Origin of the sequence: Paenibacillus anseongensis (assembly GCF_009757995.1) — a bacterium.
Lineage (GTDB): Bacteria > Bacillota > Bacilli > Paenibacillales > NBRC-103111 > Paenibacillus_E > Paenibacillus_E chondroitinus.
Genome location: NZ_WSEM01000008.1, coordinates 188,422 through 202,112, shown reverse-complemented (window position 1 = coordinate 202,112; position 13,691 = coordinate 188,422). Strand labels below are relative to the sequence as shown.

General features: G+C 47.4%; 10 protein-coding genes. 9 read left to right on the top strand and 1 reads right to left on the bottom strand.

The features are described from left to right. The first annotated feature begins 41 nt into the window (after positions 1-41). The 7 genes from GON05_RS08690 (at position 42) to GON05_RS08660 (ending at position 8,659) form a co-directional block, all read left to right on the top strand. Entirely contained in the window at positions 42-2,369 is a 2,328-nt protein-coding gene (locus GON05_RS08690) for a helix-turn-helix domain-containing protein (RefSeq protein WP_181646228.1), read from the top strand. A 341-nt stretch (positions 2,370-2,710) separates the two neighbouring features. Continuing rightward, positions 2,711-3,628, top strand: coding sequence for an ABC transporter permease (locus tag GON05_RS08685; protein ID WP_397369560.1), 918 nt, complete (start codon positions 2,711-2,713; stop codon positions 3,626-3,628). A 34-nt stretch (positions 3,629-3,662) separates the two neighbouring features. After that, positions 3,663-4,544: a carbohydrate ABC transporter permease gene (locus GON05_RS08680; RefSeq protein ID WP_157318785.1), complete on the top strand. Its 882-nt coding sequence runs from the start codon at positions 3,663-3,665 to the stop codon at positions 4,542-4,544. A 61-nt stretch (positions 4,545-4,605) separates the two neighbouring features. Then, the gene (locus GON05_RS08675; RefSeq protein ID WP_157318783.1) at positions 4,606-5,490 is read left to right on the top strand and encodes an NAD(P)-dependent oxidoreductase; all 885 of its coding nucleotides are present in this window, start codon (positions 4,606-4,608) and stop codon (positions 5,488-5,490) included. 36 nt (positions 5,491-5,526) lie between these two features. Beyond that, complete coding sequence (locus tag GON05_RS08670; protein WP_157318781.1) at positions 5,527-7,611, top strand: hypothetical protein; 2,085 nt, start codon at positions 5,527-5,529, stop codon at positions 7,609-7,611. Between the two features lie 15 nt (positions 7,612-7,626). After that, complete coding sequence (locus GON05_RS08665; RefSeq protein WP_157318780.1) at positions 7,627-7,980, top strand: CidA/LrgA family protein; 354 nt, start codon at positions 7,627-7,629, stop codon at positions 7,978-7,980. Then, positions 7,973-8,659, top strand: coding sequence for an LrgB family protein (locus GON05_RS08660; protein WP_309491782.1), 687 nt, complete (start codon positions 7,973-7,975; stop codon positions 8,657-8,659). The genes GON05_RS08665 and GON05_RS08660 overlap by 8 nt, the downstream gene beginning before the upstream one ends. Positions 8,660-8,856: 197 nt before the next feature. Here the strand turns inward: GON05_RS08660 and GON05_RS08655 are convergent, their stop codons facing one another. Continuing rightward, positions 8,857-10,509 carry a cache domain-containing sensor histidine kinase gene (locus GON05_RS08655; RefSeq protein ID WP_157318778.1) on the bottom strand — a complete coding sequence of 551 codons (1,653 nt, stop codon included), beginning with the start codon at positions 10,507-10,509 and terminating at the stop codon, positions 8,857-8,859. Positions 10,510-10,599: 90 nt separating this feature from the next. Here GON05_RS08655 and GON05_RS08650 point away from each other — a divergent pair, with 90 nt between their 5' ends. Together GON05_RS08650 and GON05_RS08645 are read left to right on the top strand one after the other, a co-directional pair. Beyond that, complete coding sequence (locus GON05_RS08650; protein ID WP_157318776.1) at positions 10,600-11,970, top strand: response regulator transcription factor; 1,371 nt, start codon at positions 10,600-10,602, stop codon at positions 11,968-11,970. 163 nt (positions 11,971-12,133) lie between these two features. Continuing rightward, entirely contained in the window at positions 12,134-13,615 is a 1,482-nt protein-coding gene (locus GON05_RS08645) for an ABC transporter substrate-binding protein (protein WP_157318774.1), read from the top strand. The last annotated feature ends 76 nt before the right edge of the window (positions 13,616-13,691 follow it).

The window sequence follows — 13,691 nt, the reverse complement described above, 5'->3', positions numbered from 1 at the left end:
ACTCAGACCGTATAAACAAGCAAATGGATGTGGGGGGCATTATGATTAACTGGATAAAACACATTCGTCAGTCAGGTTCCAAACATGTCACCAGTCATGGCAGGTATTTGTATAAGCTGATTTGGCTTGGATGCATTTCTGTTTGCATTCCTTTAATACTGGCTAGTGCAGTGTACTATCAATTCGCTATGAACCGGGCGCAGGAGCAAATCATGAACGAAAGCAATTCATCGTTATCGAGCATGAAGGATCGTGCGGAGAGAATTTTTCAGACCATTGAGCAGGAATCGCTTCAACTCGCTGTCGACCCTATCCTATCGGGGTTCTTTCTAGAACCGAATCAAGACAACAGCTGGCTGTGGCACAGGGATTTTCTGGATAAAATCAATTTGGTCAAAAATAGTGACAGCTTTATTAATGAAATTTATTTCTATAATACCATGGAAAATGTGGTGTTATCGAACCGTTATGGAGTTATTGAAAAACAGAGTTACCCCTATAAAAATGATATTGATACAATCATTGCCAGTGAAGAGCTCTCTCAGTGGGCCTACTTGCCTTCTGCGCAGAAGGATGGTTATGTGACATTTGCGCGCCGGCTTCCTAATATGGGGGACGGTCAAGCGCAAGGTATTCTTGCTTTTGAAATTGAAAAGTCTGCGATTAGTGAATTTTTGGATTCCGATACGTATTTACTGCCGATGGGACAGAATTTGTTCGTCATTCATCATAAGGTTATTCCTGGCAGTGGGGAGCTGGGGTACGATCAGGTTCTTTCCTTAATGAAAGGTTTGGGCAGCATAGACGGTATCAAGGATAGAAGCAGCAATACGGGCAGTTTCCTGAGCAAAGGCATCGATGGGGAACAAGCGCATTTTCTATATACCAAAAATATATACGGGCGAATTTACGTTACCATCGTACCTGAGAAAACCATTGCCGGCCAGCTGAACTGGATACGCAACGTGACCCTTTTATTTTTGTTTATTTTCATTACTTTCGGAGTCGTATTGACCTATTTCAATTCCAAGTGGGCTTATAACCCCATCGGGCAGTTGATGAAGCATAGCAAGGCGCTGAGGATCGGGCAAATCCAAAATAAACAAAACGAACTCGATTATATCAAGGAATGTCTGGATTTTCTAAACATGGAAACGGAAAAGCTAGGTGGTTTTATGGCTAGCATTCAACCTACACTGAGGGAGAAATTTCTTCAGCAGTTGATTAACGGAGAATACTTAAGAAAAGAGCCGCTGCTTCGTGATTGTGAAGCCAATGGCATTACCGTACATGCTACGAATGTCGTCATCATCGTGGATGCCGATAATATTGCGAGGGAGAAGCGTTTTCGGCCGGATGAAAAAGGGATCATTGCCTTTGTCATCTCCAATGTCATGCAAGAAATCATTCAGACTTATCCCAGCGTGCGCGGGTATGTGATTCCTGACAGAGGCCGGGGGGTAGCGCTGCTGCAGTTCAGGGCCGATACGGAGCAAGATGAGATGCTTCGTCTTACCGAAGAATATGCGGAATCCGTCTGCGACTCCTTGAAAGAGCATCTGTCGATGAAGGCGACGGCTGGTGTCGGCCGATTCTACTTTCATATCGAGGATGTGCCCGTTTCTTGTAAAGAGGCGGAAAGCGCGCTGCAGTATCGCATTTTTAACCATACGAAAAACGTTCTGTTTATTGAACATTTGGAAAATGAGAAGAAGATGACGGCTTTCCGCTACCCTCGGGAATTCGAAACCGCCATTATTGACGCTTTGGATAAAGGGGAACTGGATCTGGCAGCGGAAGGTTTGGCCGCTTTTTCCGAAGCGATTCGCGCTTCTCAGTCCTATCGTTTTATTTATCAAAGCTATCATTTACTGCTATCCACGCTCATCTCATCTTTGGAAAAGCAAGGGGCCACACTTCTCGATATCTTGGATCACGACTGGTTTGGGCAGCTTCACACCAGGCAGACGTCGCAGGAAATCGCGGATTGGTTTGCAGGCAGCTTATTTCCGATGTACATCTGGCTGACAACGAATTACCGGAATGAATCGGGTCAATCCGTTGTCCAACAGGTTTGCAAGCATATTCGGGCGAACTGCGGCAGCGATTTGTCATTGGTGCAATGCGCCGAGCAAGTAGGGCTCAGCCCTTCGTATTTAAGCCGTCTTTTTAAAAAGGAGATGGGTGTGAACTTCCTTGATTTCGTTGTGGAGTGCAAGGTCGATGAGGCGAAGAGGCTGCTCACGGAAACAGATCAAAACGTAAGTGAGATCGCGCTGGCCGTGGGGTATTCCGAGCGTAACCTGAACCGGATCTTTCAACGGTTTATCAAAATGTCTCCGAGTAGTTTTCGGACACGTCAGCGTTAACAGCAGTTGGAGGTTGTTCCGAAAGCCATGGCAATGGCGGGGGCAGCCTCTTTTGGGTGTACTCGGAAACGGCTGAATTTACTGGAATAGCAGCCTGTAGTTCCCCTAGGATGTATCGTGGATACCGGACAGATTTTGCTGCAAGGACAATTTTTGACGTTCGAACCGCCTGACCGGGCTTTTCAAGAATTGTCTATAGGATGCCTAACAGTCCGGTTATATAGTAAGGATTGAATTGAAAGGGTTTACATGAATTCGAACGTAGAACATCAGAACATCCAGGAATATAAAAAGAGAGGTGCAAGATGATGCCGTCGACAGCAGAGTTAACGACCAAACCTATGGCGAAGACCCACTCCCGCAGCTGGACAAATTTGGCCCGGCACAAATATGTCTATTTACTTGCTTTACCAGGCGTGCTTTATTTCATCGTCTTTAAATTCGCTCCGATGTGGGGGCTGGTGCTGGCCTTTACCGAGTACAATCCCTATGCAGGAATCAGCGGAAGTGAATGGGTGGGGATGAAGCATTTTGTCGAGCTGTTTTCGGATCCCAACTTTTATATCATGCTGCGCAATACGTTTGCGATCAACATCTTTGGTTTGATCTTCATGTTTCCCGTTCCCATTGTACTTTCATTAATGCTGAATGAAGTGCGACACGAGGCGTTTAAACGTTTTAACCAATCTATCGTCTATTTGCCACACTTTTTGTCTTGGGTAGTCGTTGTCAGTCTAACATTCTTCATCCTATCTTCGGATGTGGGGATCGTAAACAAAGTCATTACGGGCTGGGGGCATGAGTCGGTCGCTTTCTTATCCAATCCTAATTATTTCTGGGCGCTTATCACAGCACAAAATATGTGGAAGGAAGCCGGTTGGGGAACAATTATCTTCTTGGCTGCCATGGCCGGGGTAGATCCCCAACGGTACGAAGCAGCTGTCGTAGACGGAGCAAGCCGCTGGAGACAAATCTGGCACATTACGCTGCCTGCCATCCGGCCCACAATTATCATTTTATTGATTTTGCGTCTCGGGCATATGGCGGATGTCGGCTTCGAGCAAGTGCTTCTCATGATGAACCCACTTGTTTCTTCCGTAGGGGAAGTATTCGATACGTATGCCTACAGTATTGGCGTATTGCAAGGGAAAGTCAGCATTGGTGTGACGGTTGGGATGTTTAAAGGCGTGGTCGGTTTGGTCCTGGTCTTGGTCTCCAACTATATTGTGAAGAAGCTGGGGCACGAAGGGATATATTGAGGTGATCAGGGGTTGAAAAAGGGAGGATGGAACGATGAGCTTTGTTGCCAAAAAGAAACTAACCATGTTTGATTATGTGAACTATTCTCTGTTGGCCTTGATCTCGATTGTGTGTTTGTTTCCGTTTATTTATGTGTTTAGCGTATCCTTCACCGATCCGAAGGTGTACATCCCGCTGAAATTTTATTTGTTTCCAGACAAGTGGTCCTTGTCCGCTTATAAATATATTTTATCGACCAACAGCTTCATCCATGCGCTGAAAAGCACGGTGTTCGTCACGGTCATCGGCACGATCTTGAATCTCATTGTTTCTTTCAGCTTCGCTTATGTGCTGACCAAGAAAACATTACCGGGAAGAAAGATCTTACTGGCAGCCGTTATTTTCACGCTGGTGTTTAATGCGGGTATCTTGCCGAGTTATTTGCTCATCAAGCAGCTGGGACTGCTGAACTCGTATTGGTCGTTAATTTGGCCAACGCTTACCAGCGCGTGGAGTTTGCTTGTCATTAAGAGCTTCCTGGAGTCGCACCCGCCGGAGCTCGAGGAATCCGCACGCATTGACGGGTGCACGGAGGTTGGGGTATTTCTGCGTATCATCATCCCGCTGTCGATGCCGGCAATCGCCGCTTTTATGCTGTTCTTTGCTGTCTCCCATTGGAACACGTACTTCAATGCACTCATCTATATCTCGGATTCCAAAAAGTGGACGCTGCAAGTGTTGATTAAATCCCTTGTCATCGATTCGGACTCCACCGGTGTCGGACAAGCGGGCGCAGGCGGAGACGACAGGATTGTGCCTCAGGAAACGATCCGCATGGCGGCTATTATGCTGGCTATGGCTCCTATTTTGCTTGTTTATCCTTTTTTGCAAAAGCATTTTGCCAAAGGTGTCATGCTGGGTTCTGTCAAAGGATGATCGCAGGGTGATCACAGGCTAATTTAACCAACAATTTGAATGTCAAAGGATGGGTATGAACATGAATGAATTAGCATCAACAGGAAAAGTCAAAGTCGGTTTTATCGGTCTGGGTGTAATGGGTAAAAGCATGGCTCGAAATCTAATGAAGGCCGGATATGACCTGTACGTATACAGCCGAACAAAAAGCAAGGCGGAAGACCTGCTGCATGAGGGCGCTATATGGAAAGAAGGCGCTGCGGACGTAGCTCGCCATGCGGATGTGACGATTACCATGGTCGAGTATCCGAGTGATGTGGAGGAGATTTTCCTAGGGCCTTCTGGAATTGTAGCAGCTGCGAAACAAGGTTCCTACTTGATTGATATGACGACTTCAAGTCCAGCATTAGCGGCGCGAATTTACGAGGAGTCTAGGCAAAGAGGACTACAATCGTTGGACGCACCAGTCTCGGGCGGAGATATTGGGGCAAGAGACGGAAAACTATCCATCATGGTTGGCGGTGACGAAGAGGCTTTCGAAGCCGTCCTGCCTGTTTTTCAGGCGATGGGGAGCAATATCGTTTATCAAGGAGCAGCAGGCGCTGGTCAACACACGAAGATGTGCAATCAAATCGCGATTGCAGCCAACATGATGGGAGTTTCCGAAGCTCTTGTTTATGCTGAACGCTCGGGCTTGAATCCTGCCAGAGTGCTGAAAAGTATAGAAACCGGAGCTGCCGGCAGTTGGTCGTTAAGCAACCTTGCACCAAGGATTATTCAAGGCAATTATGAGCCTGGGTTTTATGTCAAGCATATGATCAAGGACTTGGGCATTGCTTTGCAGTCAGCTGAGGATATGGGGCTTGAGGCATACGGGTTATCGCTGGCCAAGACGCTGTATGAGAAGTTGGCTGCGGCAGGGGAAGAGAGCAGCGGTACGCAGGCACTGGTCAAAATATACCGTTAAAATCACCAGAATTTCTAATGAAGCGGAGGGACGTCTATGAAACTCGTTTATGACCACCAGGATGAGATGGTCCTGTTCGGGATGAATCAAATCAAGAAGAGTCTGGAAGTGAAGGGTCAGTTTTTTGTTGAGCAGTATAACGGTAAGGGCTCGGTACTGATGCCTGAACGGGGAATTATTGTTCAAAAACTGCGTATACAGAAAGGGGAATCCCCTGGTGAAGAGCAGGCCTTTCGCCTGTCCCGCCAAGGGGAATTGATCCGCATTGAAGGTATTGATTCGCGTGGACTTATGTACGGTTGCCTAGAATACGCAGAACGGTTGGCACGTGGAGCGGAATTGGCGGATGGGGAAGAGATGTACCGTAAGCCGGCAATGCGCTTGCGCGGTATTAAATTTAATTTGCCGTACGCACCTTTTGATTCGGGAGATCCATTTGTCTTGAATGAGGGAACGTGCATGGATATTGGCTTTTGGAAAGCCTATATCGATATGCTCGCGCTAAACCGATACAACTGTTTAAGCTTGTGGTCAGAGCATCCCTACGATCGAATGGTTGTCTCTCCGAAGTTCAGAGACGCAAATCCGTATAGCGATTCAGAAATCAATCAGAACATCCGGTTCTTCCGGGAGATGTTTCGTTATGCCGCCAGCAGAGGGATCGACATTTATCTCTTTACGTGGAACATTCGTATAACCCCGGAAGTGGCGAGAGGTCTGGGGCTCCCTGAAGCGGTAGGAGATTTCGGCAATATGTACGATAACCTGATCCACCGGGTGGGATACCCGCTGAATCGCTTTCGCGGTGCATCAGAATTGATTAGAGACTACATTCGTGAAATGGTGCTTCAACTGCTGCTCACTTATCCTGAGTTGAAAGGGTTAGGGACTTCAGCCAGCGAATGGATGGACGGCAATGGGTATGAGCGAGAGAAGTGGATTGTCGAGACGTATGTGGAGGCAATCAAACAGTCGGGAAGAGACATCCCATTTATTCATCGCACCAATATGCAAAATGCGGGCAAAGAAATCAAAGAAATGGTGCAGAGCCAATTCGATTCCAACCAATTTTATATCAGCTGGAAATATTCGAATGCTCATTGCTATTCCCATCCGGAACCTCAATTTGAGCGTCTCTGGGATGCTTGGGAGGGCATCGACCTGGAGAAGACCAACATTCTGTACACGGTTCGTAACGACGACGTATTCACCCATCGATGGGGAGATCCGGATTACGTCCGCGCTTATGTCAAGGGAATGATCAAACCGCATGTGAAAGGCTTCTACTGGGGAGCAGACGGCTACTTGTGGGGCAACGATTTTCAACATGTTGAGCATGGGCACAAGACATGGAAGTATGATTTTGAACGGCATATCTTCCAGTTCCAGCTCTGGGGCCGGTTGTCGTACGACCCTGAGACAAGTGACGATGTCTGGGTGCATCTATTGAAGCCCCTTTATGGTCCGGTTCATGCGCCTCTATTCTTGGAAGGCTTGCGAAGCGCATCTTCGGTTATACCGGCTGTCAACCGCTTGTTTTGGATCGATTATGACTTCCAGTGGCATGCTGAAAGCTGCTTATCAGAAGTCAGTGGATTCAAGACAATCCTGGATTTCGTAAACGCTGTACCCATGCCTGGGGTCGGTGTTATGTCCATATCCGAATATGCAAAAGCAGAACGGGAAGACAGTGCAGAGAGACTGTTCGGAGAGTACCGTGAAACACCTGCTGATATCTTGAATCTGCTGCAAGAGGCTGCCGATCAAACCGAACGTGTCGCCATCAAGCTGTCCAACGAGCTTGGTGAGTTATGCTGCAGTCATGCAGCATGCACACTTCATGATCTTTTTGCCTACGTAGAGATGTCTAGGTATTATGCCTGTAAATTCAAAGCCTCTCTTGCGCTTAATCGCTTTAGACTGAGTGAACATACAGAGCATAAGGCCGAGGCCGTTACGCAATTGGAGCAGGCAGCTATACATTGGGAAAAACTTGGTTACTACTGGAGCTTGCATAACAAGCCTTACTTTATGGCTCGAGTCAAACGCACCTTCGGGTATCCTTATTACTTGGAAGATGTGAGAGCGGATATTGAATTGGCACGTCGATTCGAAAAATAAAAAGGAGTTATTTCAATGCGTGGTTTTGCCATTTTGCTGGGATTCAACATGCTGGGAATTGCGCTCCAGCATTTCGCCTACATTCCGCTTCCCGGTAATGTCATCGGGTTGCTCCTGTTTACGCTGGCTCTGTTTAGCGGCATCGTCCGGTTGGAATGGGTGGAAGCCAGCACGCAGTTTCTGCTGCGCCATATGCTTGCGTTTTTTGTTCCCTATATCGTGGGGATCTTGGCCATATGGCCGCTGCTCCAAAGCATGCTGCTCCAGATTGCGCTCAGTCTCGTGGTCAGTACGCTCGTTGGCCTGCTCGTCAGCGGCTGGGTGACGTCGGCTATGCTGAAGAAAAGGGAGGCTTCGTCGGGTGGATAATGCCTTTTTTCAACAGCCGATGTTTGGCGTTTCATTAACACTTATAGTATATGCGATCGCACAGGGACTGCACAAAAAGTGGAACAAGGTGCATCCCCTTTTCATCACATCGGCGGGTATTATTGCGATATTGCTTATTTGCGGCATTCCCTATGAATCTTATCGGGTTGGCGGGGACTATGTTGCGTTACTGTTGGGTCCGGCTACGGTAGGTTTGGGAGTACCGCTTTATAAGCAGACCAGGTCGATTGGCCGTAACCTGCCGGCAATTCTGGCCGGGCTAACAACCGGATCCATCAGCGCGTTAGTCTGTGCGGGAGGCATAACCTGGAGCTTGGGAGCAGCGAAAAACATTTGGGTCACGATGATCCCTAAGTCGGTGACGACACCGATCTCAGTAGAGATCGTCCGCCATTTGGGCGGCATCCCTGAGCTAGGCGTTATCGTGACAACGTTAACAGGCCTGATAGGGAGCATGATTGGCCCCGAGTTGTTAAGGCTGTGCGGCGTCAGGGCCGATATCGCGATTGGAACCGCCATCGGAACGGCTTCGCATGGGATCGGAACCGCCAGGCTGGTCAAGGAATCGGAGCTGCAGGCCGGTGTCAGTGGTTTCGCCATGGCGGCAACCGGGATTTTTATATCGTTGCTTGTTATTCCGTTGTATTGGATATTGTAGGGAACAAGGCTGTCTCGAAGGTCTGTAATGACCGTAGGGGCAGTTTTTTTGTAAAAAAACAATGCCGCAACAGTTTGTCCGAGCGCAAGCAGGGGACCATCTCAACCACCGGTATCCCCAGTAGCAATTATATGTAACGGACACAGAAGACGTTATTCCGCCTAGCCCTGTAGTTCCAGTAAGACTTAGCCAGTGGTTCAGGTATTGAAAGGAATCTGAAATTCCACGGTGGTGCCATGTTCAGGCAGCTTGGAGAAATGCATCAGGACCGAATCGCCGTAGGAGAGTACAAGCCGTTGATACACATTGGATATCCCGGTATGTTGATGAAAATAAGGATCGTCGTCCTCCATTTCTCCACGAGTCATCTTGTTGATTTTCTCTAAATCCGTATCCAGGATGGAGTTGCCTGTGTTTGCAATGCGGAAGCAAAGCCAGGCCTCTTGTCGATGAATATGAACGGTTAACTTGAAATCATCTGCCTTCATGACAGGCGTCCAACCATATTTAAGAGCATTCTCGATAAACGGTTGGATGATGAGCTTCATAACCGGCAAGTCCAATAGATCCGGGCTTACTTCCCAATCGCAAGCGACTTCTTCGCCGTTTCGGTACCGGTGAATTTTTAGAAAGTGGGTAACAAACGTCATTTCTTCGCGCAGGGTTGACCAGCCGTGATCACTTTTTGCGTTATATCTCATCATTCGCGATACGCTCTGTACCACGCTGCGGACCGCTTCACCATTCCGTTTCATTGCCAAAGATTCAATCGTTTCAAGGGTATTAAATAGAAAGTGCGGATTGATTTGTGCCTGAAGCAGCAGCAGCTCTTTTTCTTTTTCTTTCACCTTGGATGCATACAGTTGGTGTTCGACTCGCCGCAGCCCGGAAATCAACGGAAACGCGATAAAACACGCGGCGATAATGCTAAGAAAGGCAATGAGTAAGCTCCACAGCCTGGATTCTTTAACGCCCTGCGTGATTGCGTCGAAGGGGGTTAATAAGACCATTTGCCAGCCTGCGGGAACAATTTCTTGGGCAATAACTTCAAAGTGTTCACCCTCTGATTCAAATAAGAGCTCTTCGTTCGGTACTCCGCCTTTATGAAGGGCGAGTTCGAGATCGTTATGAAGTTCTCCGGAAAGAGGTTGTTTGGATATGACGTTTCCACTAGCAGGGTGATATAATAAAATCTGACCGTCGCCAGATTCGTAAGCCCCATTCATAAGGCTTCGAAAATGTTCAGCTTTGATGTCAACGATAAGCCACGCATTAATTTCTCCACTGATCAGGTATGTAATCGGCCTAATAAGTGAAATGCTTTCTTGGGGGCTTCCAAGTGTATAAAGTGTTTGATGGAGTTGGCTCAGTACGGGCTTGTACATGGAAGCTGCCTTCTTAAAAAGCGGATCCGAAGCAAAGTCATAATTATAATTCATACTTTTCTGATTGGAATTATATAATATCTTGCCTTCCTTATCTATATACATGATGCCCTCAATTTCCGGATGGGATTGGAGCAAGGGGTCTATCTTCGGGCGAAAAGTAAGGATACTGCCGGCTTGACTGACAATATCATCTTTAGGGATAGTCATATACTTCTGAAAACTCGAATCAATCACAAGCGGGTCCAGGGATTGGTTAATTTCTTGAACAGATTGCGAGACCTCTCTGGCCGCATAGCGGGCGAACTCCGATGAGACGGCTGAAGAATGAAGCAGGCTGGAGCGAACCATTTGATAATGCCAGCTTAAACTGGCGAGTAAGATAGGTATAATCGTAATAATAAGCACAATCACTAAAATTTTGTATTTTAGTGAAAGTGGCAGGGCTCGGAGTGAGCTGCGCACAAAGCATTCTCCTTCCGGGGGGTTATTTGTAGTTTTGGTGGCGGATTCTCTGTTAGTTTACAATAAAAATAGCTGTTGAGGTGGCTTCATATGAAAATTTGTGTAGCGGATGATGAGAAAGAAGTTCGGCACAGCATCGTAATGAAATTAACGGAATCCCACCCCTATGCCAATGTCTTTGATGTAGGTTATGGGTACGAAGCACTGGAGCAAATCAAGCTCATACGTCCCGAACTCGTTTTTCTGGACATTCGAATGCCTGAATTGGATGGTCTCGAGATGTTGGCGAATGTGATGAACGCGCTGCCTAAGACAAAAGTTATCATGCTGACGGGCTACAACCACTTTGAGTATGCGAAGAAAGCAGTACATTTCGGTGCATCCGACTATTTGCTTAAACCCGCTGATGTCGATGAAATCAAGCAGGTCGTACAATTGACCTATGATCGATTGACGGAACAGCTGGGAATGGAACTGAACGGCGCGCTGGGGACAACAATGATCGAAGGTTTATTCTATAGGAACATTACTTACTGGTTCGACGATCGTGTTCGGAAGTTGATTCTATTCGAAGATGAAGTGGTTCATGCTGAAACGCATGCTAAAGCCATTTGCGGATTTGAATGCCAAGGGCAGAAAGTCCTGATTGTGACGGCTGAGCCCTCTTACAGTGGAGGGAGCTTTCGGGATTCGGGCGAATTTACCCGACTGTGGCCGGTGGAGTGGAAAACCTGGGAAACGAAACGCTTTTTTGATATAGATGTCTTCCATCGTGGACGATTCCGATCGAATGCGGATTCAGCAGGCGGACTTAGGCTGGATGTTGTTCGAGCAGTGAAGGCAGCGGATCGGGAGAAATTGAATGAAGATCTGTCCCTTTGGATACAGGAGCTTCAGAGTCTGCAGGCCAATGTGGTTCGTGAGGAATGCGCGAAGCTGATTTCTCTGCTCGATTCGGACTTCACCGAAGGGCAAACCTTTAACATTTTGGAGTATGGGCCTAAGGAGGTATGGCTGCGGGAAGTGGAGCGGTATCCAACTTGGCAGGAGCTAAGGACTTGGTTGCAAGAGTGGGTAATGAAGCGCTTTGACCAGCTGCATCCTGTGACTGTTCCTAGAGGCTCCGCTGATTGGTTCGAAAAGGCATTGAGTCTTCTGGAGCTGCGCGCTGACATGGACATTACCTTGGAATCGCTGGCGGCGGAGGTCGGCGTACATCCGGTAACCCTAAGTCGCATGTTTAAGCAGCAAACACGGTTAAGCTTTGTCAGGTACCTGACACGGAAGAGAATGGAGAAGGCGAAGCGGATTCTGATTTCTGGAGACCAGTCAATTGTCAAGATTGCCGAAAGCTTAGGCTACCAGGATCATCGATATTTTACATCATTATTTAAAAATGAGTGGGGAATGACGCCGGGGGACTACCGGAAACAGCATGGATCAAGCTTTGGAGAAAAATAAACGGTTAAAAAATTCGCCTATAGGCTAAATTTTTCTCGCTGTTAGCAGTCTTCAAATGCCGTATGATGAAATTACATTAAAACCAAGTATACCAATGTGTTTTAAGTGGATGTCTACCGGAAGACCGGCGATGTGAATAATTTTGTCGGAGGGGTTAGGGTCTATGAAAAAAAGAGGGTTAACTAGCTTTGTATTCCTGCTGGCTGCAGGGATGGCCATCAGCGGCTGCTCGAATAATGGCACAAGTGGAACCGAGCAGAAGGTAGAAGGTCAAAGTAAAGAGCAGGTTACGATCAAGTTTTGGCATCGTTGGCCGGAGTCACAGCAAGCACTGGAGCAGGCAATCAAAGAATTCTCGGATAAATATCCGAATATTAAGGTAGAGCTGCCCGCAATCGCTTCCTCTCAATACGGGACCCAATTGCAGGCCGCAGTCGCTAGCAACGACCTGCCGGATATTTTCGCCAACAGCAATGCGGTTCCTGTCGATCAATTGAATCGTCTTGGTCTTATTCGCGATATTGACGATGCCGTACAAGGTTATAAGGATAAGTTTTACGAGGGAACCTGGACAGAGGGTTTTACCACATTGAATGGAAAAGTGTATGCCTTGCCTCATTTCACGCCGCGCCGTTACGCTCACGTACTTTATTACAATAAAAATGTGCTGAAAAACGCAGGCTTATCCGAGAAAGACGTGCCGAAGAGCTGGGACGATTTGGTGGCGGTCGGAAACAAAATCAAACAAAGCGGCAGTGACGTATATCCCTTAATTTTGGGAATTAAAACTGACTGGCTGGCCAGTGGTTATATAGGCCAAATGGCGACGGCAATTAAGCCGGAGGTCGTCCCAAATGACGGTTTTAATTTGAAAACAGGACAATATGAATTTGATTCTCCGGGATATGTAGAGAGCATCGAGTTTATTAAAAAGCTTCAGGACGATAAGCTGCTTCATCCAAACAGTCTGGTTATCGATTACAGGGAAGCATCCAGTTTGTTTGCCGGGGGCAAGGCGGCCTTCGTCATCGACGGCACGTTCTTGTCCTCAGAGCTGCAGCAAAATAACAAATTTAACGATTTTGGCGTCGCCCCATTGCCGACGAAGGACGGAAAACCTCAATATTATGCGTTCCAGGGGGAAACGAAAGCGACGCTGCATGTCAGCAAAAATACGAAGCACTATGAGGAAGTCAAACTGTTCCTGCAGTTTTATATGGATCGATACTACACGAAACAGCTGGAGCTTGGCGTCGAGGGGTCACCGATTGTCGATCAGAACAAGACGGTGAAGATTGATAATCCTCCATTCGTTGAAGCCCAGAAAATTCAAGACCAAACGTTTGTCCTTTCACCGCACCCGTTCACACGCAACCGTGCAGCTGTACAAGTGAATACCGAGCTGAATGGGAAGAAACCGAAGGAAACGGTCGGTAAAATTCTAGAAGGATATTTAGCCGGCCAAGTCAAGGATGTGAAAGCCCAGCTTTCTCAATTGACGTCAGGTTATAACAAAGCGTTGCAGGAATCCATCGACAAAGTGAATAAGTCCGGAACCCCGGTACAGACGTCGGATTACCAGTTCCCCAACTGGACCCCGCTGCAACCTTATTCGACAGACAAATATAACGAGTTGAAAAAATAAGCGCATGCGACTGGCAGCAGGGCAGTGGAGGGCGGGCTTACGCCCAAGGCTGCCTGATTACTGCTGTGAGCTACAG

What these genes read in the sequence shown, in the direction of transcription:
- GON05_RS08675 (WP_157318783.1), top strand. Translation starts at nt 4,606, where the DNA reads ATGAATGAATTAGCATCAACAGGAAAAGTCAAAGTCGGTTTTATCGGT.
- GON05_RS08645 (WP_157318774.1), top strand. Translation starts at nt 12,134, where the DNA reads ATGAAAAAAAGAGGGTTAACTAGCTTTGTATTCCTGCTGGCTGCAGGG.
- GON05_RS08685 (WP_397369560.1), top strand. Translation starts at nt 2,711, where the DNA reads ATGGCGAAGACCCACTCCCGCAGCTGGACAAATTTGGCCCGGCACAAA.
- GON05_RS08650 (WP_157318776.1), top strand. Translation starts at nt 10,600, where the DNA reads ATGAAAATTTGTGTAGCGGATGATGAGAAAGAAGTTCGGCACAGCATC.
- GON05_RS08690 (WP_181646228.1), top strand. Translation starts at nt 42, where the DNA reads ATGATTAACTGGATAAAACACATTCGTCAGTCAGGTTCCAAACATGTC.
- GON05_RS08665 (WP_157318780.1), top strand. Translation starts at nt 7,627, where the DNA reads ATGCGTGGTTTTGCCATTTTGCTGGGATTCAACATGCTGGGAATTGCG.
- GON05_RS08670 (WP_157318781.1), top strand. Translation starts at nt 5,527, where the DNA reads ATGAAACTCGTTTATGACCACCAGGATGAGATGGTCCTGTTCGGGATG.
- GON05_RS08680 (WP_157318785.1), top strand. Translation starts at nt 3,663, where the DNA reads ATGAGCTTTGTTGCCAAAAAGAAACTAACCATGTTTGATTATGTGAAC.